This is a genomic window from Mycetohabitans sp. B3, assembly GCF_021498065.1.
Lineage (GTDB): Bacteria > Pseudomonadota > Gammaproteobacteria > Burkholderiales > Burkholderiaceae > Mycetohabitans.
In genome coordinates, this window is record NZ_JAHLKN010000024.1 from 60,956 (window position 1) to 87,839 (window position 26,884).

At 62.0% G+C, this 26,884-nt stretch carries 8 protein-coding genes, 1 tRNA gene and 6 pseudogenes; 4 read left to right on the forward strand and 11 right to left on the reverse strand.

The features are described from left to right. Window positions 1–84: 84 nt before the first annotated feature. A complete protein-coding gene (gene purL / locus KQH55_RS06810; protein ID WP_076795297.1) occupies window positions 85–4,140 on the reverse strand; it encodes a phosphoribosylformylglycinamidine synthase in 4,056 nt (1,351 codons plus the stop codon). Window positions 4,141–4,376: 236 nt separating this feature from the next. On the opposite strand from purL, the gene KQH55_RS06815 reads away from it, so the two are divergent. From KQH55_RS06815 to pgi, 3 genes are all read left to right on the forward strand, one after another. Continuing rightward, entirely contained in the window at window positions 4,377–4,520 is a 144-nt protein-coding gene (locus KQH55_RS06815) for a hypothetical protein (RefSeq protein ID WP_170872404.1), read from the forward strand. Window positions 4,521–4,863: 343 nt separating this feature from the next. After that, window positions 4,864–6,456 (forward strand): NAD(P)H-hydrate dehydratase, encoded by a 1,593-nt coding sequence (locus KQH55_RS06820; protein WP_076795305.1) that lies wholly within the window; start codon window positions 4,864–4,866, stop codon window positions 6,454–6,456. 146 nt (window positions 6,457–6,602) lie between these two features. After that, window positions 6,603–8,228, forward strand: coding sequence for a glucose-6-phosphate isomerase (pgi, locus tag KQH55_RS06825; RefSeq protein ID WP_076795307.1), 1,626 nt, complete (start codon window positions 6,603–6,605; stop codon window positions 8,226–8,228). A 606-nt stretch (window positions 8,229–8,834) separates the two neighbouring features. Here the strand turns inward: pgi and KQH55_RS06830 are convergent. The 3 genes and pseudogenes from KQH55_RS06830 to KQH55_RS06840 form a co-directional block, all read right to left on the reverse strand. Beyond that, complete coding sequence (locus KQH55_RS06830; RefSeq protein ID WP_076795310.1) at window positions 8,835–9,146, reverse strand: HigA family addiction module antitoxin; 312 nt, start codon at window positions 9,144–9,146, stop codon at window positions 8,835–8,837. An 11-nt stretch (window positions 9,147–9,157) separates the two neighbouring features. Next, window positions 9,158–9,436: pseudogene (locus KQH55_RS06835) on the reverse strand (type II toxin-antitoxin system RelE/ParE family toxin). Further along, window positions 9,424–9,880 (reverse strand): annotated as a pseudogene (locus tag KQH55_RS06840) (ABC transporter ATP-binding protein); the annotation flags it as partial. The pseudogenes KQH55_RS06835 and KQH55_RS06840, both read right to left, overlap by 13 nt. 165 nt (window positions 9,881–10,045) lie before the next feature. Between KQH55_RS06840 and KQH55_RS06845 the strand changes: the two are divergent. After that, entirely contained in the window at window positions 10,046–10,378 is a 333-nt protein-coding gene (locus tag KQH55_RS06845; RefSeq protein ID WP_076787034.1) for a hypothetical protein, read from the forward strand. A gap of 52 nt (window positions 10,379–10,430) precedes the next feature. Here the strand turns inward: KQH55_RS06845 and KQH55_RS06850 are convergent, their stop codons facing one another. From KQH55_RS06850 to KQH55_RS06875, 7 genes and pseudogenes are all read right to left on the reverse strand, one after another. Then, the gene (locus KQH55_RS06850) at window positions 10,431–12,347 is read right to left on the reverse strand and encodes a SurA N-terminal domain-containing protein (RefSeq protein ID WP_235090465.1); all 1,917 of its coding nucleotides are present in this window, start codon (window positions 12,345–12,347) and stop codon (window positions 10,431–10,433) included. A 361-nt stretch (window positions 12,348–12,708) separates the two neighbouring features. Next, window positions 12,709–12,784: transfer RNA gene (locus KQH55_RS06855), tRNA-Val, on the reverse strand. 474 nt (window positions 12,785–13,258) lie between these two features. Then, a complete protein-coding gene (locus KQH55_RS16670) occupies window positions 13,259–13,405 on the reverse strand; it encodes a DUF29 family protein (protein ID WP_306666074.1) in 147 nt (48 codons plus the stop codon). Between the two features lie 59 nt (window positions 13,406–13,464). Next, window positions 13,465–13,527: pseudogene (locus tag KQH55_RS16520) on the reverse strand (DUF29 domain-containing protein); the annotation flags it as partial. A gap of 246 nt (window positions 13,528–13,773) precedes the next feature. Beyond that, window positions 13,774–13,968, reverse strand: a pseudogene (locus tag KQH55_RS06865) (HU family DNA-binding protein); the annotation flags it as partial. 6 nt (window positions 13,969–13,974) lie between these two features. After that, window positions 13,975–14,762 (reverse strand): annotated as a pseudogene (locus tag KQH55_RS06870) (IS5 family transposase). Further along, a pseudogene (locus tag KQH55_RS06875) lies at window positions 14,749–26,884 on the reverse strand (amino acid adenylation domain-containing protein); the annotation flags it as partial. The pseudogenes KQH55_RS06870 and KQH55_RS06875, both read right to left, overlap by 14 nt.

The following is a 26,884-nucleotide window of genomic DNA, read 5'->3' on the forward strand; positions in this document are numbered from 1 at the left end:
CCGCCCAGCAGGCGGCCATTGGCTTATCCAACGATTGGCTTATCCAACGCCGCGATAAAGGTGGCCGGCACGATGCGCGTCCAATCAACCGATCCAGCGCCGCGCATTACGGTACAGCCGCAGCCACGGGCTTGCCTCGCCCCACTCTTGCGGATGCCAGCTCATTTGCACGGTTCGGTGTACGCGCTCGGTGTGCGGCATGAGGACGGTAAAACGACCGTCCGGCGTAGTCACCGACGTAATGCCTTGCGGCGAGCCGTTCGGGTTGAACGGGTAACGCTCGGTTATCACGCCGTGATGGTCAATATAGCGCATCGCGACCTGTACGCTCGACAGATCTCCTTGTTGCGAAAAGTCCGCATAGCCTTCGCCGTGCGCCACAGCGACAGGCAGGCGGGAGCCCTCGAGCCCGGCGAAGAAAATCGAAGGCGATTTTTCGATTTGCACAAACGAAAAGCGTGCCTCGAACTTCTCGGAGCGGTTGCGCACGAAACGCGGCCATGCTTGCGCGCCAGGAATCATCGACGCGAGGCTGCTCATCATCTGGCAGCCATTGCAGATGCCGAGCGCAAACGTATCGGGACGCGCAAAGAACGCGGCAAACATGTCCGACAAGCGTGCATTGAAGCGAATCGTCTTCGCCCAGCCCTCGCCGGCGCCCAGTACGTCGCCGTATGAGAACCCGCCGCACGCTACCGCACCGGCAAATTGCGCCAGATCGGCGCGCCCCTCGATCAGATCGCTCATATGCACGTCGTGCGCGTCGAAGCCGGCGCGGTGGAACGCGTAAGCAGTTTCCAGATGCGAGTTCACCCCTTGTTCGCGCAAGATGGCCACGCGTGGCCGCTTGCCACTCGAGATGAACGGCGCCGCGACGTCCTCTTGCGGGTCGAACGTCAGGTGCGGCACGATGCCCGGATCCGACGCATCGCTCAACGCCTCATACTCGGCGTCCGCGCACGCGGGATTGTCGCGCAGCCGCGAAATGCGCCAACTGACTTCGCTCCAGATTCGGTGCAGTTCGGTACGGGGCGCCTCGTAGATCTTCTTCGCGTCGCGATAGATCTCAATCACGTCGCGCTCGTTCAACTTGCCAATCACGTGGCTCGCGCCCGATAGACCGAATTCGCGCAGCGTCGCCAGCACGCCATCGCGCTCGACGGCGCGCACCTGCAGCACCGCGCCTAGCTCTTCGCAGAACAACGCGCGCAGCGTCAGGTCGTCGCGGCGTCCGGCTGTCTGGCGCGCCCAGTCCTTTGCATCACCATAGTCGAACTCGTGTCCCTGCTCGAGCGTGAGCATATCCACGTTCAATGACACGCCGACATGACCAGCAAAAGCCATCTCCGCCACCGTCGCAAATAGGCCGCCATCGGAGCGGTCGTGATACGCGAGCAGCCGGCCGTCGCGGTTGAGCAACTGAATCGCGTCGAAGAAGCGCTTCAAGTCCGGTGCATCGTCCACGTCCGGCACACTGTCGCCGACCTGCTGCGTGACCTGTGCGAGGATGCTGCCGCCGAGACGGTTGCGCCCGCGACCCAGATCAATCAGGATTAGCACCGAGTCGCCGACATCGGCCACGTTGCGCAACTGCGGCGTCAGATGGCTGCGTACGTCCTCCACGGGCGCGAATGCGGAAACGATCAGCGACACCGGCGCGACGACCTCCTTGTCGACGCCGTCCTCGCGCCACTGCGTGCGCATTGACAACGAGTCCTTGCCGACCGGAATGTCGATGCCCAGCGCCGGGCACAACTCCATGCCAATCGCCTTGACGGTGTCGAACAACGCGGCGTCCTCGCCGGCACTGCCGCATGCGGCCATCCAGTTCGCCGACAGTTTTAGACGATCCAGCGACGCAATTGGCGCGGCAGCAATGTTCGTGATCGCTTCGCCGACAGCCATACGTCCCGAGGCCGGTGCATCGATCACCGCGAGCGGCGTGCGCTCTGCCATGGTCATCGCTTCGCCACGGAACCCGGCATAGTCCATCGCGGTAATCGCACAGTCGGCCACCGGCACCTGCCAAGGGCCGACCATCTGGTCGCGCACGGACAGGCCGCCAACCGTGCGGTCGCCAATCGTGATCAGAAAGGACTTGCTGGCGACAGTCGGATGCCTCAGTACCTGCGCGGCCACGTCCGACAGGCTCAAGCCGGTGACCTCCACCGGCGCAAACGTGCGATGCACGCGCGTGACGTCGCGATGCATCCGCGGCGCCTTGCCGAGCAGCACGTCCATTGGCATGTCAACCGGCATGCGCGCCGGGTCGGCGGCATCGGCCACAGCATCGTCGATCAATTGCAACTGACGTTCGTCAGTCGCAACACCGACCACCGCCATCGGGCAGCGTTCACGCCGGCAGATCGCCTCGAACGCGGGCAGACCATCGGCCGCAATCGCGAGCACGTACCGCTCCTGCGCCTCGTTCGACCAGATCTCGCGCGGCGACAACCCGCTCTCCTCGAGCGGCACGCGTCGCAATTCGAAGCGAGCTCCCTTGCCGGCACCGTCGACGATTTCCGGAAACGCATTGGACAAGCCGCCCGCGCCGACGTCGTGAATCGACAGGATCGGATTGTCGTCCCCGCGTTGCCAGCACGCGTTAATGACTTCCTGCGCGCGGCGCTGGATCTCCGGGTTGCCTCGCTGCACCGAATCGAAATCGAGTTCGGCGGTGTTGGCCCCGGTGGCCATTGAACTGGCTGCGCCACCGCCCATGCCGATGCGCATGCCGGGACCGCCGATCTGCACCAGCAGCGCGCCGGCCGGTACGTCGTGCTTGTGCGTATGCGCGTGCGAGATATTGCCGATGCCGCCAGCGATCATGATCGGCTTGTGATAGCCGCGTACGCGCCCGCCGATGTTCTGCTCGTAGACGCGGAAATAACCGCCCAGATTGGGTCGGCCGAACTCATTGTTGAACGCGGCGCCGCCGATCGGCCCATCGATCATGATCTGCAGCGGCGACGCAATGCGCTCGGGCCGGCCATAGCGGCCGGCGGCGTCATCGGGACAACGCTCGGCGAGCGGCTGCGCGGCGTCGCGCGCGTTTTCCCATGTCTCGATGGCGTCCGGCAACTCCAGATTGGACACCGAGAAGCCGGTCAGCCCGGCCTTGGGCCGCGCGCCGCGTCCGGTCGCACCCTCGTCGCGAATCTCGCCGCCGGCGCCCGTCGCCGCCCCCGGGAACGGCGAAATCGCCGTCGGGTGGTTATGCGTCTCGACTTTCATCAGCGTGTGCGTCAGCGCCTCCATTGGCGCATAGCGCTGCGTGTCGCCGCTGGCGAACCAGCGCTGTGCGAGGCCACCCTCCATCACCGCAGCGTTGTCCGAATACGCGACGATCGTGCGTTGGCCGCTGAGCCGGTGCGTATTCTTGATCATCTGGAATAGCGACATGTCCTGCGATTGGCCGTCGATCGTCCACTGCGCGTTGAAGATCTTGTGCCGGCAATGCTCGCTGTTGGCCTGCGCGAACATCATCAGTTCCACGTCCGTTGGGTTGCGCGCGAGCTTCGTGAACGCGTCGACTAGATAGTCAATCTCGTCGTTGGCAAGCGCGAGTCCGAGTTCGGCATTGGCCGCCGCCAGCGCGGCCCGTCCCTGACCGATCACGTCCACCGACTGCAGCGGCTTGCCGGGCAGCGTGTCGAACAGCTGGCACGCCTCGTCACGGGTGGCCACCACGCTTTCGGTCATCCGATCATGCAGCACCGCTGCGACCTGGGCCCGCGCCGCGCCGCTCAACGTCTTTTTCGTGCCGAGCAGCCCGGACAGGCCGCTCTTGAGCGTCACCGCGTACTCAATGCCGCGCTCGATGCGGTGCACGTTGTCCAGCCCGCAGTGCCGGGCGATATCGGTGGCCTTCGACGCCCATGGCGAAATCGTGCCAAGCCGCGGAATCACCAAGAAGGTTTCGCCGCCATCATCAGCCGGCGCCGGCTCGCCGTACTCGAGCAACGCGGCGAGCCGCGCCGTGTCGGCATCGCCGAGCCCAGCAGACGCATAAACGAAATGAACGTAGCGCGCACGCACGCCGACCACGGCCGGTTCGATGGCCTGCAGTGTTTGCAAGAGGCGGTTCTGACGGAAATCGGACAGTGCCGAAGCGCCGGGGAAGCACGAGAAGTGAGCCATGGGGCGTTGCATCGAAGGTTGCTGATCGTCTTGTCGACCAAAGCACGCTGCGCGGTATGCCGGGCGGCATGGCGCCACGCGCTGGGGGAAACCGCAATTATACCGCGCTGCGCCCGCCGACCGCGACAGCGCTCGCGGCCGGCAGCGCCAATGCTATGATTGCGCGCCTTCGCGCGGTGCGCCGGCCCCGCCAGCGCACGGATCCACGCGCTGACTGCGCCGATTGCATACCCGGAATGCGCGCCCCAGTCTCGGTCATCGACGTAACGCGCCAGATCACGATCATGCGACTCGGCGAGCGCGTGCGGATCGCCGGTGCGCTGCTGCTGCGCAGCGGGCGCCACGCAGACGCAATGCCACCCGCGGCCTTCACGGAATAGGCGATCTCACTGCTCGAACAGGGCCGCGCATCGGTGGATCCCAAGCGCCGCGCGCATTTGCGCGGCGCTGAACTGGAGCGATATGGTGCTGCTGTCGCCCGACGGACTGCTGCTGGTCGGCGCGACGGCCCACCCGCGAGTGTTCGTCGATTGCGCGCACAGCCCTGTCGCCTCGCTCTGTTACAGTGATAGCAGACCTGGTGTCGGGGGAATCGCCGGCTTTGCCGGTTGCGTCGCTGGCGGCGCCCTCGCCTGGGCGACTCGCCGGCTAGCACCATCGACGGCCGGCTCGTGCGCCCGCGCGTCGGCGCCTGCCCCCTTCGTCGCTCATTGAAGGCCTCGCATGACTGATCCTGTTCTGCCCGCCGCCGGGCACAGCGTGCGCGCTGCATCGTTAATCGATGCGCGCGAGCGCGCGGTACCGCTGTACGACGTGGCTTCGCTGCGCCTAATCGAGGCGCAGGCTACCCGTTCTCTGCCCACCCACACGTTGATGGCGCGTGCTGGCCATGCAGCCGCGTCCGTGCTGCTCTACGACGAAGTGCCGGTGCGCGCCGCGTGGATTGCAGTGGGGCCCGGCAACAACGGCGGCGATGCATTGGTCACCGCGTGCGAGTTGCATCGCGCCGGCGTGCGCGTGCAGGTATGCATGCCGTGCGAGGTGGTCCCGGACGACGCGCGCTGGGCGTTGCAACGCGCGCGCGAAGCTGGTGTGCCGATCAGTACGACGATTCCGGATACGCTGCAGGGGTTTGATTGGGCGCTCGACGGGTTGTTCGGCATCGGCCTGGGCCGGCCGTTAGAGGGCGATTTCGCGCGCATCGCCGCGTTGCTGTCCGAGCATGCGCGCCAACGTGTGCGTGTGCTAGCGCTCGATGTGCCGAGCGGGTTGGACAGCGATACCGGCAACGTGGCCCATGGCGGCACTGCGGTGCGCGCCACCGACACCTTAACGTTCATTGGCGCCAAACCAGGGTTGTATACCGCACACGGGCCAGATCTGGCGGGACGCGTGCGTATTGCACCACTGGAGTTGACCGCCGCGCTCACGATGCCAGCAGGCATGCCGCCGTCAGGCGTATCGATGCTCAACGCACCGGCGCTGTTCGCGTCGCGGCTGCCCGAGCGCGCGTTGGCGTCGCACAAGGGCACGTTCGGCACGCTGGCCGTGATCGGCGGCGCAACAGGCATGTGCGGCGCCCCCATCCTGGCCGCGCGGGCTGCCCTGTATTGTGGTGCCGGCAAGATCCATGTCGGCTTGCTGGGTGATGGCGTACCGTCCTATGATCCCGTCCATCCGGAACTGATGCTCAGCCCCATCCACACGCTGGCTTTGGATGCGGCGAGCGCACTGGCCGTCGGGCCAGGGATGGGGCGGGACGAACGCGCGGCGCGCGTGCTCGCCGACGTCCTGTCATTGAACGTGCCGATCGTCGTGGACGCCGACGCACTGAATCTGCTCGCCCACGACGCTAGCCTGGCGGCCCGGCTCGCACAGCGGCAGGCGGCGGCGATCATCACACCGCATCCGCTGGAGGCAGCGCGACTGCTCAATGTGGAGGCAGCGAGCGTGCAGCGTGACCGGTTCGGCGCGGCTCGGCGCTTGGCCGAGCGGCTGAACGCGGTGGTGGTCCTGAAGGGAAACGGCACTGTAATTGCCGACGCGTGGGGTCCGGGCCGTCGGCCGCTGGCGATCAACCCGACCGGCAATGCTGCGCTGGCGACCGGGGGCACCGGTGACGTGCTGTGCGGGATGATCAGCGCATTTGCCGCGCAACGCATGCCGCCGTACGAAGCCGCACTCACGGCGGTTTACTTGCACGGCGCAGCGGCCGAATCATTGTGCGCGGACGGCGATGGGCCGGCCGGGTGCACCGCTAGCGAGCTTGCACCGCGGGTACGACGGCTGCTCAATACCCGCTTCTACACACATTGAACGCGGCCGAACGGACGACTCCAAGATGTCGTCGTGCATCGTTATACTTGGTGCCAACGCGTCAGATCCACAAGCGCCCGCGCCGGCACGCGCCACCATGCGCACCGGCGGCGGCTTTCCTTTCGTCACAGAGACAAGCAACGTCTATGAGCCTGAATTCGCTTCCCGCCTGGTCCGCCCTTGCCGCCCACTATGAATCGATTCGCGATGCTCATATGCGCGACTGGTTCGCCCCCGCGAACGATCCGGCGCCCACGCGGGCGGAGCGCTTTACCGTCAGCGGCGGCGGGCTGACGCTGGATTTCTCGAAGAACCGCGTGACCGACGAGACGATCGCGTTCCTCGTCCAGCTCGCTCGCGAAACGGGTGTGCAGGCGCGACGCGACGCGATGTTCGTCGGCGAGATCGTGAACCCGACCGAGCGCCGCGCCGCATTGCACACGGCTTTGCGGACCTCGGACGCGAATGCGCCGTACGCCGCGCAGATCAAGGCAGAGCGCACGAAAATGGCGGCTTTTGCTGAGCGGGTGCGCAACGGCCAATGGGTGGGCCACACCGGCAAGCCGATTCGACACGTCGTCAATATCGGCATCGGAGGCTCGGATCTGGGTCCGAAGATGGTTGCGCACGCATTGCATCACCTCGCAACACCGAAAATCCGCACACATTACGTGTCCAATGTCGACGGTGTTGACCTGCAGCGCGTGCTGGAACAGATCGATCCCGAACAGACATTGGCGATTGTCGTATCGAAGACATTCACAACGTTGGAGACGATGACCAACGCGCGCTCACTGCGCGACTGGTTCCTGCGTAGCGGCTGTGCACCGGACCAGTTGGCTCGGCATTTTATCGGCGTGTCGGCGAACCCGCAGGAAGTGGTGCGTTTTGGCATTGCACCCGACAACGTGTTCGAGATGTGGGACTGGGTCGGCGGACGTTATTCGCTGTGGTCGGCAGTCGGATTGTCAGTGATGATCGCGATCGGCCCCGAACACTTCGATCGATTGCTCGCGGGCGCTCATCTAATGGATGAGCATTTTCGCCACGCGCCATTGGAGCGCAACCTGCCGGTGTTGCTCGGGCTGCTCGGCGTCTGGTACCGCAATTTCTTCGGCTCACAAAGCTACGTTGTCGCGCCCTATTCGGAGGCGCTGCACTTCCTGCCGGCGTACCTGCAGCAATTGGAGATGGAGAGCAACGGCAAGTCCGTGACGCTGGATGGGCATTTCGTCGATTACCCGACTTCGGCGGTGACCTGGGGCGAACCTGGCACGAACGGCCAGCACGCGTTCTTCCAAATGTTGCACCAAGGGCCAACGATCGTGCCCATCGACTTCATTGTATCGCTCACGCCCGAGCATCCCCTGCCCGGTCATCACGAAAAACTGCTGGCGAATTGTTTTGCGCAAGGCGAAGCGCTGATGCTGGGGCGCACGCAGTCGGAAGCGGAACGCATCGCCGGGCCTGATCAGACAGCACTCGTGCCGCACATCGTTTTCCCGGGCAATCGGCCGACAAACACAATCTTGCTCGACGAGTTGAATCCGCAATCGCTCGGGGCCCTGATCGCGCTGTACGAGCACAAGACACTCGTGCAGGCCACCGTGTGGAACATTAACCCGTTCGACCAATGGGGCGTTGAACTGGGCAAGATGCTCGGCAAGGTCGTCGAGGCGGACCTGGTCTCCGCGTCGTCGGTCGATCCGCGCAAGCACGACTCGTCCACCAGCGCGTTGATTGCCCGCGCACGTGCGAAGCTCCGATCCTGAAAAAGCGTCATCGTATGCCGGTGCGCTGGTGCGGCATCCAGGCTTTTCGACCCAAAGTCTTATTAATCAGCGTCGCTGCTGGGCGATCCGACTATCATTAACACACCCCACAGCTTCGTTTAGGGACCAATCGCGTCGGCTGGTCCCCGCGATGCAGGCGGGCGTTGCATACCATCAACGCAATGGACTTAAAAGGAGCGGGCTGATAGACCACTGGCGTATTTCAGGCAAGTTACTTTGGAGCACTGAAATGGCGGCTAACGTTGCCACGGAACCGGCCCAGCCACGGTCAGCGAAACTGGTTGCACCCGCTGCCACCGGCATAGCCAGCAGCCCGTTCGCGAAACTGGCAAATCGTCACGTGCCGTCCATTGGATTGTCCGGCGCAGGCGGGAAGCGTCAAGCCATCGCGACCGTGATCAACGATGTCAAGCCTCGTGTGCCGCCGTTACGCCGAAATGGCCTGTCGGCAACCGATAGGGCTGAGTGAAGGCGCGGACGCGTGTTCGACGCCGATTTCAACGCGCATCAACACGCTGGAAACGACGCTCTTCCCAACCTGGATACCCTCCAAAAACATCCCCTACCCTATCGTTTCACTCTCCGTCAACGAGTAGGTTCGGCCGGGGCATGCTTGACGTGCAGCTTGCCACTGTTATGACGCGCCTGCCAGAGGTCATAGGCGGCCTGTCCGGCCAGCCACACATCGGCGCGGCCGCCGCGCTCGACGCCGAGCCATGCCTCGATACGCAGCGCCATTTCGGGCGAGATCGCAGCGTGCTTGTTGAGCACACGCGAGAGCGCGGAACGCGTGACGCCGAGCTGCTGCGCAGCCTGTGTGACCGTCAGGCCAAGCGCCGGCAGCACGTCCTCGCGCAGCGTGTCGCCGGGGTGTGGCGGATTGAACATACGGCTCATGAAAACAACTCCTAATGATAGTCCTGGTAATCAACCAGCACGGCATTGGCACCTTCGAAGCGAAACGTCATCCGCCAGTTGCCATTGACCCATACCGAAAAATGTCCTTCAAGGTCACCATGCAGCGGATGCAACTTTCAGCCCGGCACGTTCATGTCGTCAGGTCCGGCTGCATCGTCGAGCTGGCGTAGCTGACGGGCGAGCCGTGCAGCGTGGTGCGGCTGGATGCCGGCTTTGCTGCCTTTCTCAAAGAAGTCGCGCAACCCTTTGTGCAAATCTAGACGAGCCACCCTGCTTCGAGTGCCAAGATTGCGTCACAGCGCTGCGCAAGCTCCGTATCGTGTGTCACGAGCACCAGCGTTGCGCCGCTTGCGCGATTCAGCTCGAACAGCAGGTCGATTACCGCACGCCCGTTGGCCGCGTCGAGGCTGCCGGTAGGCTCATCGGCGAACAGGATGTCCGGTTCGATCACGAACGCGCGCCAGCGCGACGCGCTGCTGCTCCCCGCCCGACAGGTGCTTCGGATAATGGTGGACCCGCGCCGCAAGGCCAACATGCTCGAATAGCGAATGCGCGCGCCGCGCCACATCACGAGGTTGCGCGGCGCCGGTCAACTCCAGCGGCAACATCATGTTCTCCGACGCGCTCAGGTGCGGCATCAACTGGAACGACTGGAACACAAATCCGGCATGCCCTCTGCGCAGTGCGGTACACGCGTCCTCATCAAGCTGACTGTCAGCCAGTGCGGGCATGCGGATTGCAATAGCACCGCGGGGCGGTGACTTCATGCCGGCTGGGAAGCATGGCTCATCGATCGGACGGGATGACTGCTCAGCCGTTCAATCCGATGCCACCGTCCTCGAATGGTCCGACGCTGAGCGCTTTTATAAGGAGTAAACATGAAACACTTGCCGATTCTCGCCGTGTCGGTCGCCGTTGCCGCTTGTGCGGCTCAACCGCCGGCGGGCGTGCAACCGGTTGGCAAGAGTGCCCGCTCGCCTCAACAAGTCGCGCAATGCGTGTCGCAGAAATGGGCCGATCAGTCGCAGCAGCCCGTTACGCTACAGAACAGGCTCGCGGACGATCAGGCGTTCGACGTGCTGCTGCCGGGGGAACGTCCTGGAGGCGCCGCGGTGGTCATCCAACCCGACCCGTCCGGCAAGGGGTCGTGGGTCGGCATCCGCGGCATCGGTTATCCGGGCGCAACGGCTGACGTGAACGGCTGCCTGTAGCGGCGCGCCATGCAGCAGCAGCCGCTGGTGCAGCGGTCGCTGCTGCGCGGCGTCACTGATTCGCCGCGACCGGCGTGCCGTACAGCTTCACCCGCGAGCGGGCGCGCAGCGCATCGACATAGCTGGTCCATTCGGCGTCGCCGAGCACTTGGCCGATTTGCAGCTGCGCGCCGCTTAAGCGTTGCGGGTCGATGCTGGACGGCATATTCACCGTGTTCACGCGGTAAATCGCGTAGCCGGCATCACCCAGATCAACGCCGACGTAAGCGGGCAGCTTTTGCGGATCGACTTTAAATATCGCGGCAACCGCTTGCGGCGGTACTCCTTGGGTATCGGCCCGCGTCACTTTGGTGACTGCCGAGAATCCGGCCGTGGATGCCGATTTCCGAACGTCGGCCAGTTTCGCTTCACCTTGCTCGCGAGCCTTGTCTGCCGACAGCTGCGCGACCACCTTTTGCCGCACCTGCGCAGCGACCGCGTCGTACGGTTGAACGGAGGCTGGCTGGTAGTCCACCACGCGCGCCGATACGAGCGTATTGTTGCCGACATCGATCGCCGGTGTGTTGTGCTTGGCCTTGACGGAGTCGTCAGCGAACACGGCGGCGAGCAGCTTTGGATTGTTTAGCGGGCTAGTCGGTGGCAATGCAGGATTACCTTCCCGCGTTAATGTCGCGGTCTGGATCGTCAGCTTGAATTTGTCCGCAGCCGGCTTCAGGCTGTTAGCTTGCTCGTAGACGATGTTCGTGAACGCATCGGCTTGTTCCGCATAGGCCTTGGTGGCCTGTTCGGTCTTCAACTCGGCCGCAATCGTCGCCTTGACTTCGCCAAACGGCTTGATCTGTTCCGGCTTAATGTCCGTCACCTTGATGATGTGATAGCCAAAATCGCTTTGCACGATGCCGCTGACCTGATCCTTTTTCAGCTTGAAGGCGGCGTCGGAGAACGGTTTGACCATCATGCCCGGCCCAAAAAAGCCGAGGTCGCCGCCCTTGTCCTTGGAACCGGGGTCGTCCGAATTCTGTTGCGCCAGCTTGGCAAACTGCTCCGGATGCGCGGTAACCTGAGCGAAAATCGACTCAGCCTTCTGCCGCGCCTTGTCGCGCTCCGCCTTGCTTGCACTGGCGGCGACTGCGATCAGGATGTGGCTGGCGCGCACTTCGCCGGGCGTCTTAAACTTTGTCGCGTTGTCATCGTAGTACTTCTTCAGGTCCGCCTCGCTCGGCTGCGCGCGCTGCGCAAGCGCATCGGCCGACAGCGTCAGATACTCAACGGTCGCGCGCTCTGGCGTCGCGAACGCATCGTGGTGCGCATCGTAGTATTGCTTGAGCTGGACGTCGCTCGGTTGCACCTTGCCTGCATAGTCGGTCGCATGCAGTGCCAGGCCTTGCACCTCACGGCTCTGTTCCGACAGGCTCGCCAGCTGCTGCGCGAGGGCCTTGGGCGCGAACGCGCTTGCTTGGATGCCGTCCGGCAACTGGCGGCTCGCCAATTGGTAGCGTACACGCTCATCGAACGATTCCGGCGTCATGCCCTGCATTGCCAGCAATTGCTTGTACTGGTCTACGTCATATGTGCCGTCGGGCTTGCGCAACGAGGCAATCGCCGGGATGCTCTGCTCCGCGCGCAGCACTGCTTGGTCAGACGCGCTCAGATGCAGATCTTCGGTCGCTTTGGCCAGCACGCGCTGCTGCACCAGACTGTCGAGGATCGCACGGCGTATTTCCGGTGTATCGATTGCCTTGGCATCAAAGCTTGCGCCCAGTACCTGGCGCGCGCGATCGAGCTGCTCGCGCATGGCGCCCTCGTATTCGGCCCGGGTAATCTTGCGGCCGGCGACGCTCGCGACGTCCGCGCTGTCGTCAAAGAAGTTACGAAAGCCCTGAACGCCGACGAAGCCGAGCCCTGGCACAATGAGGATCACCAGCAGGAACATCATCAGGCGCTTGTGGTTACGAAAGAAGTCGAGCATGAGATCGGTTGAGTACGTTACGCAGCCGGCAAGGCCGACAATCAATAAACGCTCGATATTACCTTACCGCGGCGAGCGGGCAAATCGCGTGGGCGGCAAAGCGTCTGACTCCGTCCGTTGAAACGGGCGCGGCAGTACGGCACAACCCACGCGGGGCAATGCTCGATGACAGTGACAGTGTGAAGCTTGAGAGGAACCACGTGAGCCGTCACGCATTGCACCAGATTCCGCTACCGTGCCGGCAGATACAACACTAGCAGCAACAGATACGAAAACAAAAACCCGCAGAACCATAGCCATGCGGGTTTCAGGACGACAGCAGACTTCCTCGGACTGAGTTGGACGGCTTTGCGAAACGGAATGGTGGGTGCTGAGGGGTTCGAACCCCCGACCTACGCCTTGTAAGGGCGCCGCTCTACCAACTGAGCTAAGCACCCGTTCGACGTCGCGTCCAACAAAGTACGCTAGTTTAACGCATCTTTCAGCGCTTTACCAGCGTTTTGCAGCGTTTAAGGGGGGCTACGGATACGGCGATTCCTTGTATCCTGTTCTGCACGACGCTCTCATCCATCTTGCGCTTACGTCGCCGCAGGACGGCATTACGTTATTCGGGCGGACGCCAGGTACTTGTGAAGCAGCTGCAACGCTTGCACGGCCCTTATCGTCGGGTCATCTGCGCGAACGCGGACTACCCGCCGTATGAGGTGCCGATAGAGAACGCGAATGATCAGTGGAAGTTCGCTGTCATCGGGCGCGTGGCGTGGTTCGGGCGGCAGGTGCAGGGGCCACGTCAGGCCTGTAATGGACCGCTGGAAGCCGGCGGAAACACCTTCCCCTGAACAGCAGCGGATGTGCCGTGTCCGCCGCATGAGCGTACGTTGACGCAGTTGCACCAAGCGCGCACTTATCTATTACAGTTGATCAGGATAGAACGACACGGACAGCACCTGATCCATCGACCACGGGCAGGCGTCAGGGAACACATCCAAGCCGGTCTCCTCAACGGCCTTGGAAACCGCATCAGCCCACGTCCGAGTAATCCAGTTGTGATTGGACAAAGCTTAAGGCTAGGAGTATCGTTTAGCGCGGCGTCCAATGCCCGCCGTTGCTCCTTGATTGTGCGTTGCCAGCTTGAACCCCGTCGGCCCGACTGATACTGCCACTTGAGCAGGTGAGCCAGACCTTCGGTCGCTGGCGTCCACCGTTGTCACTGGCCCTCGTTGCCTTGCTCGCTCCAGAAGTGCGGCACAGATAAGCAACTTCGACAACGTCAGGAAGCTTTCTGGCAGCGAGCAATGAATGATGTGTTGTGTCGATCAAGTTTCTTATCTCTCAACCTGCCATAGGGCCTTTAATGAGTCCAAGCACGCATGCGGCGGCGCAGAAAGCTCGCGGACTAGCGAAGCAGAATTGGAGCCCATGTCCGCTAGACTCTTGCGAGGAAGAAAAAATCACGGTCAATTGCATCTTTCAGCGCTTTCCCTGGCCGAAATTTGGGCATTTTGGTCGCCTTGATGTTGATAACGGCACCGGTGCGGGGATTGCGTCCCGTGCGAGCGGTGTGCTTGCCCACTGCAAACGCGTCGAAGCCAGCGAGTGTAACGCTGCCGCCCTTCTTTAGAGCGTGTTATGCACTTTGCAGGATAGGTGCGGCATGAACGAGCATGAGTATGGCAAAGACGACGAAATGCAGGCCGACGAGCGTTTCAGGCAAACGCTCGTCGTCGCGAGCGAGCCTTCGAAAGCGATTGAGCCATTCGAAACTGCGCTCGACGACCCATCGGCGCGGTAGCAAGATAAAGCCCTTCTTTGCCTCAATTCGATGCCTTCATCCTGCGCGGCTTGCGCAGGCTCTTCTCCTATATAACCTTGGTCGGCAAAGGTAAGCTTCACGCTCTGCCCGCTCACAAGTTGCCCCGCTTGTGCCAACAGCGGAACCTGCGCGCGCGCTTGCTCATTGACCGGCGTGACATGAATCGCCAGCCAATGCCCGAGCGTATCGACGGCCATATGCACGTTGCTTGCCCGTTTGCGCTTGTAACCATCGTAGCCTGCGCGTGGGCCACGCTCGCAGCTCGACTGCAACATACGCCCGTCCAGGACCACCGCACTGGGCTGACCTTGGCGACCCTGCGCAACACGCAGCACCGAACGCAAATCCTGAACTATCGCTTCGAAGCCGCCCGTTCGCAGCCAGCGTTGAGTTTGCTGATACACCGCTTCCCATGGCGGAAAGTTCGTCGGCAGCATACGCCACGCAGCGCCCGCACGAGCTAGCCAACGCAGCGCGTTGAACAACTCGCGCAATTCATACCGTCTTTGCGGTGCATCTGGCCCCATCAACGTTAAATACGGAGCAGCGAAGCGCCATTCTTCGTCCGTCACGTCGTTAGGATAGGCTCTACGTTTCTCCATCTCGATTCCACTCTGAGACTTGCTGAAAGTGCATAACACGCTCTAGGATGGAACCAATAATGGCCGTTGACTCTGGCTTAAGCATTTCTCCGTGGCGACAGTAAACGTCATGAACCTCTATATCCCCGAGAACATACGGTTTCCACGCATCAGGCGTGACGAGCGTTTCACCTCCCGCCTCTGCTACCGTGGCTCGAAACAATAGCGCATCCCCACCGTACCGCGATGGAGAATAATCTCTTACGATACGCCCATTATTCTTTCCAATTTTCTCGGTGTTTTCCAATAAATGCTTATCCATCGCCGAAACTAATTCGTTGCCATAGTGGGCGGCAAACACCTCTCTCACCATCGCCTGGTCAAATTGATTTCCTTGCTCTTCGAAAGCTTTTCCCGCAAAAGGGGTACTATCCAGTAACGCCAGCAACGCTACTTCTTCGCCTTGGTGTTCAAGTCGAACAGCCATGCTATGCGCCACATTGCCGCCGAAGCTCCATCCTAATAAGCAGTAAGGCCCTTTGGGTTGAACACGGCGCATTTGTTCAAGATAGTCTGACACCATCTCGTCAAGGGTCGATGCAAGCGGGCTTGTTCCATCGAACCCGCGAGCCTGCAAGCCATAAAGGGGCTGATCCGGGGGAAGGTAACTGGACAGACCCATATAGCTCCAGCTCAAACCAAATCCGGGATGAATGCAGAAAAGAGCAGGACGGCTGCCTGTGGGCTTAAGAGGAAGTAGAACGGAAAACGAGTCTCCTTGCATCCCGTCATGCTTAACTAAATGGCGTGCTAAGCCTGCGAGGGTGGATGCCTCAAACAGCGTGCGAATGGCAAGATCAACTCCTAACGCTGTGCGTACGCGATTGATCAGGCGCATGGCCAGCAGCGAGTGGCCTCCGAGTGCAAAGAAGCTGTCGTGCCGGCCCACACGTTCGACGCCCAATAGCTCGGCCCAGATCGCCGCGAGCGTCGTCTCGAGCTCGCCTTGCGGCGCTTCATACGCTTGGTGCGCCAGCGCGTCGTCATCCGGTGCGGGCAGCGCCCGCCGATCCAGCTTGCCGTTGGGCGTCAGCGGAAACGCGTCCAGCCGCACAAATGCGCTGGGCACCATATACTCGGGCAATGTTGCGGCCACATGCGCACGCAGCGTGCTCGCCAGTGGCTCGTCCGCTTCGGCCTGCACATACGCCACCAGCCGCTTAGCCGAGCCCTCACCGGTTGCTACCACCACCGCATCACGCACCTGCGGGTGCGCCGTTAAGCACGCTTCGATCTCCCTCGGTTCAATCCGAAAGCCGCGAATCTTCACTTGCTCATCGTTGCGCCCCACAAACTCCAGATTGCCGTCCGGTAAATAACGCGCTAAATCCCCAGTCTTATACAGCCGTGCACCCGCGTCATCGGAGAACGGATCCGGCACAAAGCGCTCGGCCGTCAGCTCTGGGCGGTTCAAATAACCGCGCGCGACCCCCGCACCACCAAGATACAGCTCGCCAACCGCACCTAGTGGCACCGGCTGGCTCTGCGCATCGAGCAGATAAACGCGCGTGTTCGCAATCGGCCGGCCAATCGAGGCTTCACCGCTGAAGTCACGTGCACCACGCCATACGGTGGCGCAAACGGTTGCTTCTGTCGGGCCATACGCATTGAAGACGGTGTAGTATTGGCTTAAATGCTGTACTAATGCCGCATCAGGAGCTTCACCCGCGAGAATCAGCGTCAAGGGCGTACTTAAGATAGGCAGTGCCTTGCCCTGTTGAAGCATCGCGGGTGGCAACGTCACGTGCGTGATCGCGTGGCTTGCCAAATAAGTCCAAAGCTCGCGCTGATCCCAACGGGCTGTATTGGGCGGCAAATACAATGTCGCACCGCTGCCAGACGCCATCAGAATCTCGGAGATACTCGCATCGAAACTGAGTGAGGCAAACTGCAATACGCGGCTGGTCGCGCGCACATCGAAGCGGGCAATCTGCGCGTGCACAAGGTTCATCACGCCGCGATGTTCAACCATTACGCCCTTCGGAGCGCCGGTGGAGCCGGACGTGTAGATCACATACGCAAGATGACGGGACGTCAGCTCCGGCACCAAAGGATTCGTGTCCGCCTGTTCCGCCAATGAGTTCGGGTCAAGCACCGTGTGGGACGCGAGTGCTGCGTCACCTAGAGCGGCCCGGCCCGCCGCGTCAGCTAGCACGATTTCTGGTGCCACATCGTATAGGATATGCGCGAGCCGCTCGCTCGGATAGGCTGGATCTAGTGGCACATACGCGCCGCCCGCTTTCAGGACCGCCAGCAGCCCCACCACCATTGCGGGACTCCGTGCCACACAGATCGCCACCCTCGCATCGGGCCTCACACCCAACTCAATGAGTTGGTGCGCCAGGCGGTTAGCCCGTGCATTAAGCTGCGCATAACTTAGCATCTGGCCTTCATAGACCAGCGCCGTCGCCTCTGGCGTACGCTTTACCTGTACTTCAAACAGTTGGTGAACGCACTGGTGAGCTGGGTACGCTTGCTGTGTCGCGTTCCATGTCCGAAGCAATTGTTCGCGCTCGGTGTTAGGCAGCCACTTTAACTGCTGAGCGGGCTGATTGGGCATGCAATCCAGTGCCTCGGCCAAGCTCTCGAGTACCTGCTGCATGTAACCGCAAACTCGATCAGGATTGCCAGGTTGTACGATCTGCACGGTCAGTCCGAGCGCGGTACCGTAATCTTCCACCGACAATATCAGTGGATAGTTGCTTCGCTCTTGTGCCCTCAAAAATTGGACGCCAGCCAATATTTCGCTGCTATCTGTCGAGAGAGTATTGTGACGGTAATTTAACAACGCACTAAAGAGTGGCGAGCCGGCGGGCACGCCACTACAACGCAGCGCGCGCACCAGTGGCGTATGTTCATGTTCGAGCAATGCCGCCAGTTGAGCGTGCGTGGCATATACACTCGACTCCACGCTACCATCCAGGTCCACGCGCAGCGGTAGGACATTCAAGAATAACCCCAGCGCCCGATCTGCGCCGTCGCCCGCTTGCATGCGCCCGAACAGCACGGTGCCAAATACCACGCGTTGTTGGCCGCTCGCGCGGGCGAGCACCTGTGCCCACGCCAGATGGCACAGACTCGCTAAACTCACGCCTAGGCGCCGCGCATGCGCACGCAGCCGATCGTTCAAAGCCGACGGCAGCATCCAGTGTGACTCGCTCACTTCACTGCCGTCGCCCTGTACCTGCGCGAGCCCAAACGGCAGGGTCGGCTCCACGTCAGCGAGCAGCTCGGTAAAAAAGCGCGTATACTCGGCTTCACTCACGCCTAGCCTGGCTTGCGCGACTAGATGGCGGAACGGCCACGCCGGCGGCAGCGTGTCGCCTCGACCTTCGATGAACGCGTACACCTCCGCGTGCATCACTTCCAGCGTCGAGTGATCGCTAATCAAATGGTGCAGCCGCTGCGTGAGCAGCCAGCGACCCTCGGTATCTTGCGCGATTGCACAGTGCAGCAGCGGCGCTTGCGTCAGGTCCAAGCGCGTGTGACGCGGATCAAAGCGCCGCGCCAATTGTTCTTCGATCGGCCCATCAGCGGCGTCCAACGTCAGCTCGGTGACCGGCAACTGCGCGTGGCGCCATACCACCTGCGCGGGCGTGGACACGCCTTCCCACACGAACGCGGTGCGCAAAATATCGTGCCGATCGATCACCTGCTGCAGCGCGTGCAGATACTGGTCAAGCCGCTCGCGCGTGTCAAAGGCCAGCTGCTCGATCAGCAGATACGGATCGCCGTCGCGCGCGAGTAGATGGTGAAACAGCAGCCCGTCTTGCAGTGGCGACAGCGCATAAATGTCTTGGATATTGGCTACGCCACCGGGCACCTGCTCGACAATCTGGTCAATGTCCGCTTGCGTCAGCTCAATGAGCGGCAGCATCGACGGCGTAATCGCAGTGGTGTCGGGCGTAATTGCGTTCGCAGGCACCGCCACGTCACGGTGCTGGCCCAACGTCTGCGCCAATGCGCTGAGAGTCGGCGTGTCGAATAGCGCGCGCACGGATAACCCGACTCCCCGACGCCGCAGGCGCTCAATGAGTTGCACCGCCAGCAGCGAGTGGCCCCCGAGCACAAAGAAGCTGTCGTGCCGACCCACACGCTCTACCCCGAGTAGCTCCGTCCAAATCGCCGCGAGCGTGGTCTCCAATTCGCCTTGTGGCGCTTCATACGCTTGATGCGCGAGCGCGTCAGCGTCCGGCTCAGGCAGTGCACGCCGATCCAGCTTGCCGTTGGGCGTCAGCGGAAACGCGTCGAGCCGCACAAATGCACTGGGCACCATATATTCGGGCAATGCTGCCGCCACCTGCGCGCGCAGCGTGCTCGCTAGCGCGTCATCGGGATCGGCCACCACATACGCGACCAGCCGTTTATCCTGACCTTCGCCCAACGCCAACACTACCGCATCACGCACCTGCGGATGCGCCGTTAAGCACGCTTCGATCTCTCCCGGTTCAATCCGAAAGCCGCGAATCTTCACTTGCTCATCGTTGCGTCCCAAGAATTCTAGGTTGCCGTCCGGTAAATACCGCGCCAAATCTCCGGTCTTATACAGCCGCGCATCGGCGTCCTCTGAGAACGGATCCGGCACAAAGCGCTCGGCGGTCAGCGCCGGGCGGTTTAGATAGCCACGTGCCACCCCGGCGCCACCAATATACAGCTCGCCGACCGCACCCAGTGGCACCGGCTGCCCGTGCGCGTCCAACAGATAAACGCGCGTGTTCGCAATCGGCCGGCCAATCGAGACCGCGCCGCTGAACTCACGTGTACCACGCCATGCTGTGGCACAAACAGTCGTCTCCGTGGGGCCGTAGGCATTCAAGACCGTGCCCTGCTCGGCCAAGTCTTGAACCAACGTTGCACTGGGCGCTTCGCCTGCCAGAATCAGCGTCAAGGACGGACCGAGGCTGGGCAAACCTGCGCCATGTTGAAGCAGGGCAGGCGGTAAAGTTGCGTGCGTAATCGCATGGCTTGCCAAATAGTCCCACAGAGCCTGCCGATCCTGCCGAGCTATCTCGGGTGACAGATACAATGCTGCACCGCTGCCAAAGGCCATCAAGATTTCAAATGCACTCGCATCAAAGCTGAACGAGGCAAACTGCACAATGCGGCTGGTTGGCTGCACTCCAAAACAGACGATCTGCGCTAGAGCAAGGTTCATCACGCTCCGATGCTCGACCATCACGCCCTTCGGGGTACCGGTGGAGCCGGACGTATAGATCACATACGCCAGATGCCTGGCCGTTAGGCCCGCCACCGACGGATTCGTATCCGGCAACGCCGGCAGGATGGTCGGATCGAGCACCGTACACTCGGCGAGCGCCGCGTCGCCCAACACAGCGCACCCGGCCGCATCGGCGAGCACAATCGCCGGTGCTGCATCGGCGAGGATGTGCGCCAAGCGCTCACTCGGATAGCTCGGGTCCAGCGGCACATACGCCCCCCCGGCTTTCAAGATCGCCAGCAGCCCCACGACCAGCGCGGCACTACGCTCAACGCAGATCGCTACCCGCGCATCGGGCTTGACACCCAGCTCGATCAACTGATGCGCGAGGCGATTGGCTTGTGCATTCAGCTGCGCATAGCTCAACGTTTGGTCCTCAAACACCAGCGCCGTCGCCTCGGGCGTGCGCTCGACCTGCGCTTCGAAGAGCTGGTGCACGCACCAGTGCAACGGATACGCCTGCTGCGTCGCATTCCATGTCTGCAGCAGCAACTGACGCTCATCCGGTGACAGCAACTCAAACGTTGACACCGGTTGCCGCGTATGGGTGGCCATCGCCTGCAGCATCGTCTGCAGATACCCAACGTGCCGCTCAATCGTGGATCGGTCGAACAACGCCGTCGCATACCCTAAGCTGCCGATGATCTCCTCGCCTGCCTCAGATAAGTTCAGTTCGAGATCAAACCTCACTGCGTCATACTCCAGCTCAGCCGGCATGGCCGTGAGCCCAGGTAGGCGCCACTCGCCTGGCTCATTGTTCTGCCACGCCAACATCACCTGGAACAACGGCGTATGATCGAGCCGACGCGGCGGCTGCACGATCTCGACTACTTGCTCGAATGGCAAATCCTGGTGTGCTTGCGCGTCCAGCGTCGTGCGCCGCACGCGCTCGAGCAGTTGTGCCGTCGTCGGCTCGCCCTCCAAATTCACACGCAACGCCAGCGTATTGACAAAAAAACCAATCAACGGCTCGATCTGGCGATGGTTACGATTAGCGCTGGGCGTGCCGATGACCACATCACATTGACCCGACAGGCGCGCGAGTACCGCACTCCATGCGGCAAGCACCGTCATAAATAGCGTCGTGCCATGCTCCGCGCTTAAGCGCTTGAGCGCTTGCGTCGTGGCCGCATCAATGTGCACTGGCACCTGCGCACCGGCAAACAACTGTTGTGCCGGGCGCGGCCGGTCGGTCGGGAGTGTCAGCAGCACAGGTGCGTCGGCCAGCGTCGCGCGCCAATAGTCGCTTTGCGCCTGCAGCCGCTCGCCCGTGAGCCACTGCCGTTGCCACGCTGCATAGTCCGGATACTGAACCGCCAGCGGCGGCAACGGATCGGCTTGCGCCCCGACGCTCGCCGCGTACAGCGCGTTTAACTCGCGCGTGAGCACCCCGACCGACCAGCCATCCGACACAATATGGTGCTGGGTGAGCAGCACCACATGTTCGTCGTCGGCCAATTGAATGCCGCACGCGTGAATCAACGGGCCGCGCGCCAGATCGAACGGCGCGTACGCGGCTTCGTGACGCAAGCGGGCCAGTTTCGCCGGCGCGTTTGGTACGCCGCGCAGGTCATGCCAGCGCAGCGGCACGCCCGTGTCTGCCGGCAGCAGCCGCACCTGCGGCTGACAGTCAACGCTCACAAACGTCGAGCGCAGCGCTTCATGACGGGCAAACAGCGCATCTAATGCCTGTTGCCATGCGGCCCGATCAAGCGGCCCGCGCACATGCAGCGCCAGCGGAATATGATATGTGTCACTAACCCCATCGAGCTGCGCGAGGAACCACAGCCGCTGCTGCGCGAACGACAGCGGCAAACCGCCTTCACGCGACACCGGCATGATCTCGGGCAGCGCATCGGTGCCTTGCTGCAAGTGGGCTTCGAGCGCCGCGGCAAACGCGGCCAACGTGGGCGTCGCGAACAACGTCGCCAGCGGCACGTCAGCGCCCAGCGCTCTGACCCGGTTCATCAACCGCACCGCGAGTAGCGAGTGGCCCCCGAGCGCAAAGAAACTGTCGCGCCGCCCCACGCGTTCGACACCCAATAGTTCGGCCCAGATCGCCGCGAGTGTCGTCTCGAGTTCGCCTTGTGGCGCTTCATACGCTTGATGCGCGAGCGCCGCATCATCCGGTGCAGGCAACGCTCGGCGATCCAGCTTGCCGTTCGGTGTCAGCGGAAACGCATCGAGCCGCACAAAAGCATTGGGCACCATATACTCGGGCAGGCTCGCCGCCACCTGCGCGCGCAGTGTGCTCGCGAGTTGCTTGTCCGCTTCGGCTTGCACATAGGCAACGAGCCGCTTATCCGCGCCCTCACCGGTTGCCAGCACCACCGCATCACGCACCTGCGGGTGTGCCGTTAAGCACGCTGCAATCTCGCCCGGCTCAATGCGAAAGCCGCGGATCTTCACTTGCTCATCGTTGCGCCCCACAAACTCCAGATTGCCGTCCGGTAAATAACGCGCTACATCGCCAGTTTTGTACATGCGGGCGTTTTCAACGTCGCAAAACGGGTCTGTGACGAAGCGCTCGGCGGTCAACTCCGGGCGGTTTAGATAACCGCGTGCTATCCCTACGCCACCAATATATAACTCACCGACTGCACCCAGTGGTACCGGCTGACCGTGTGCATCCAGTAGATAAATTCGCGTGTTGTCTAATGGCCGGCCAATCGGAACCACTTCGCCATTGAAATCTTGTGAGCCACGCCAAACAGTGGAGCAGATAGTCGTTTCGGTTGGGCCGTATGCATTGAAAACCACCGCGCCTTGACGGACCAAATTTCGAAGTAGCGTCGTACTGGGAGCTTCACCGCCTAAAATTAGCGTCAGAGGGGTGTTTAAATGAGGTAAATCGTCGCCTGCCTGCAGCAGTGCGGGGGGAATGTCCGCGTATGTGATCGCGTGCTTTTCCAAATAACGCCACAGTTCAGTGCGATCATGGCGCGCTGTATCGGGCGGTAAATATAAGCTTGCCCCACGATTTAATGCGATGAATGTCTCGGAAACATTGACATCAAAACCGAGCGAAGCAAACTGCAAGATCCGGCTGAAGGGGCCAATATCGAAATAACCGATCACAGCTTGAACAAGGTTCACGACACTTCAATGCTCCACCATTACGCCCTTGGGTGTACCGGTCGAGCCGGACGTATAGATCACATACGCCAGATGCCGGGCCGTCAGGTCCACCACCGACGGATTCGTGTCCGGCAACGCTGGCAGGGTGGCCGGATCGAGCACCGTGCACTCGGCCAGCGCCGCCTCGTCCAACGCAGCGCGCCCGGCTGCATCGGCGAGCACAATGCTCGGGGCCGCATCGGCCAGAATATGCGCCAAGCGCTCACTCGGATAGCTCGGATCGAGCGGCACATACGCACCGCCGGCCTTTAAAATCGCCAACAGCCCCACGACCATCGCCGGCGAGCGCTCAACACAGAGCGCCACTCGAGCATCCGGCTTGACGCCCAATTCAATGAGCCGATGCGCGAGGCAATTGGCCCGGGCGTTCAGTTGCGCATAGCTAAACGTCTGATCTTCAAACACCAACGCCGACGCTTCGGGGGTGCGCTCGACCTGCGCTTCGAATAGCTGATGCACGCACCAGTGTGCCGGATAGTCCTGCTGCGTCGCATTCCATGTATCAAGCAGCAGCTCGCGCTCCGCCTTGGGCAGCACCTGCAACTGCTGCACTGCGGTGTCAGGTGTCGCCTTGAGCGCGTCGGCTAAGCTTTGCAGCGCCTGCTGCATATACGCACACAGTCGGGCAGGTTCCTGTGGCTCAACGATTTGTGCCGTCAGGCCCAACGACTGCCCATCGTCCTCCACCGACAGCCCGATCGGATAATTGTCACGCTCTTCGGTGTACAGCAGCTCCACACCGGGGAGAATGCCACGCTCGCTTGAACCCGGCGCGTTGTGCCGATAATTTAGCAGCGCGCTAAACAGTGGCGTGCCGGCTGGCACACCACTGCAGTGCTGTGCCAGTGCCAGCGACGCATGCTCATGCTCAAGCAACGCAGCGAGCCGCGCATGCGTGGCGCGCACCGCCGCTTCCACACTATCGGCCAAGTCCACCCGCAGCGGCAGTGTATTGATAAACAAGCCCATCGCACTGTCGGCACCGTCTCCCGCTTGCATCCGCCCAAACAGCACGGTGCCAAACACCACGCGTGGTTGGCCACTGGCGCGCGCGAGCACCTGCGCCCACGCCAGATGGCACAGGCTCGCCAGACTCACGCCCAGCCGCTTAGCCTGCTTCCGTAGTCGGTCGTTTAGCGCTTGCGGCAACATCCGGTGCGTTTCGGCAACCTGTGCGCCGTCTCGATGCACGTCCGTCAGGCCAAACGGAAACGTCGGCTCGTCGATGTCCGCGAGCTGCTCAGTAAAGAAACGCTCATGCTCAGCCTGACTGACACCCAGGCGCGCCTGCGCGACCAGCTGGCGGAACGGCTGCGCCGGCGGCAATGTGTCGCCTCGCCCCTCGATGAACGCCTGCACCTCCGCGTGCATCACTTTCAGCGTTGAATGATCGCCAATCAAATGGTGCAGCCGCTGCGTGAGCAACCAGCGACCTTCACTATCCTGGGCGATCGCACCGTGCAGCAGCGGCGCTTGCGTCAGATCCAAGCGTGTGTGACGCGGATCAAAGCGCCGCGCCAATTGCTCGGCGATCGGCCCGTCCGCGGCGTCCAACGTCGGCTCGGTGACCGGCAGCCGTGCGTGGCGCCATACCACTTGCGCGGGCATGGACAGCCCTTCCCAGACAAACGCGGTGCGCAAAATATCGTGCCGATCGATTACCTGCTGCAGCGCGTGCAGATACTGGTCAAGCCGCTCGCGCGTGTCAAACGCCAGCTGCACGATCAACAAATACGGATCACCCTCGGTGGCCAACAGATGGTGAAACAGCAGCCCGTCTTGCAGTGGCGACAGTGCATAAATGTCCTGGATATTGGCCACACCACCGGGCACCTGCTCGACAATCTTATCAATGTCCGCTTGCGTTAGCTCAATGAGCGGCAGCATCGACGGCGTAATCGCCGTGGTGTCGGGCGTGATCGCGTTCGCAGGCACCACCACGTCACGGCGCTGACCCAACGTCTGCGCCAGCGCGCTAAGCACCGGCGTGTCGAACAGCGCGCGCACGGATAACCCGACTCCCCGACGCCGCAGGCGCTCAATCAACCGCACCGCCAGCAGCGAGTGACCCCCGAGCGCAAAGAAGCTGTCGTACCGACCCACACGTTCGACACCCAATAGCTCGGCCCAGATCGCCGCGAGCGTCGTCTCGAGCTCGCCTTGCGGCGCTTCATATGCTTGATACACCAGCGCGTCAGCGTCCGGCTCAGGCAGTGCACGCCGATCCAGCTTGCCGTTCGGTGTCAGCGGAAACGCATCGAGCCGCACAAACGCACTGGGCACCATATACTCAGGCAGCCTCGCCGCCACCTGTGCGCGCAAGGTACTGGCTAAACCCTCATCCGGATCAGCCACCACATACGCGACCAGACGTTTATCCGAGCCTTCACCGATTGCCAGCACCACCGCGTCGCGCACCTGCGGATGCGCCGTTAAGCACGCTGCAATCTCGCCCGGCTCAATGCGAAAGCCGCGAATCTTCACTTGCTCATCGTTGCGCCCCACAAACTCCAGATTGCCGTCCGGTAAATAACACGCCAGGTCACCAGTCTTATACAGCCGCGCATCCGCTTCATCTGAGAATGGATCCGGCACAAAGCGCTCAGCGGTTAGCTCCGGGCGATTCAGATAGCCGCGTGCCACCCCGGCGCCACCAATATACAACTCACCGACTGCACCCAGTGGCGCCGGCTGGCCGTGCGCATCGAGCAGATAAACGCGCGTGTTCGCAATCGGCCGGCCAATCGGTAAACGTTCAGATCGATCGCCAAGCTCAGTGACCTCATAAGTCGTTGAAAAAGTCGTATTCTCGGTCGGCCCGTAGCAGTGGATCAAATGCTTCGGCCCGTCATGCTTTAGCAGCTGCGCGAAGCGCTCAGGGTTCTCTTGTTCTCCACCACAGAGCAAATATTTCAATCGCGCCAAAGCCGGGGCCATCAAAGGAACCAGCTGATTGAATAACACCGTTGTCAGAAAAAGTGTGGTCACCCTGTATCGTGTCAGTGTCTCCTCTAGACGTTGGGGATTCAGCACCGCGTCCCTATCGAATAGGACGACAGTGGCGCCATTTAACAGCGGTGCCCACACTTCAAACGTGCTCGCGTCGAAGGCCGGGTTCGCTGCGAACGCCACATGATCATCGGTGCGGATGTCAACATAGCCATTGTTGATGACCAGCCGCGCAATCGCACGATGCGGCACCATTACCCCCTTAGGTATACCGGTCGAGCCCGACGTATAAATCACATACGCCAGATGCTGGGCGGTGAGCTCGGCTACCGACGGATTCGTGTCCGGCAATGCCGGCAGGGTGGCCGGATCGAGCACCGTGCAGGACGCGAGCACCGCCTCGCCCAATGCAGCGCGCCCGGCCGCATCAGCCAGCACAATGCTGGGTGCCGCATCCGCCAGAATATGCGCCAAGCGCTCGCCTGGGTAGCTCGGATCGAGCGGCACATACGCGCCGCCGGCTTTCAAAATCGCCAACAGCCCCACGACCAGCGCGGCACTACGCTGCATGCAGATCGCCACGCGCGTGTCCGGCTTGACGCCCCACCCGATCAGCTGGTGCGCGAGGCGATTGGCCCGGGCATTCAGCTGCGCATAGCTAAACGTTTGATCTTCATACACCAGTGCCACTGCCTCGGGCGTGCGCTCGACCTGCGCTTCGAATAACTGGTGGATGCATAAGTACGACGGGTAGTCCCGCTGCGTCGCATTCCACTCG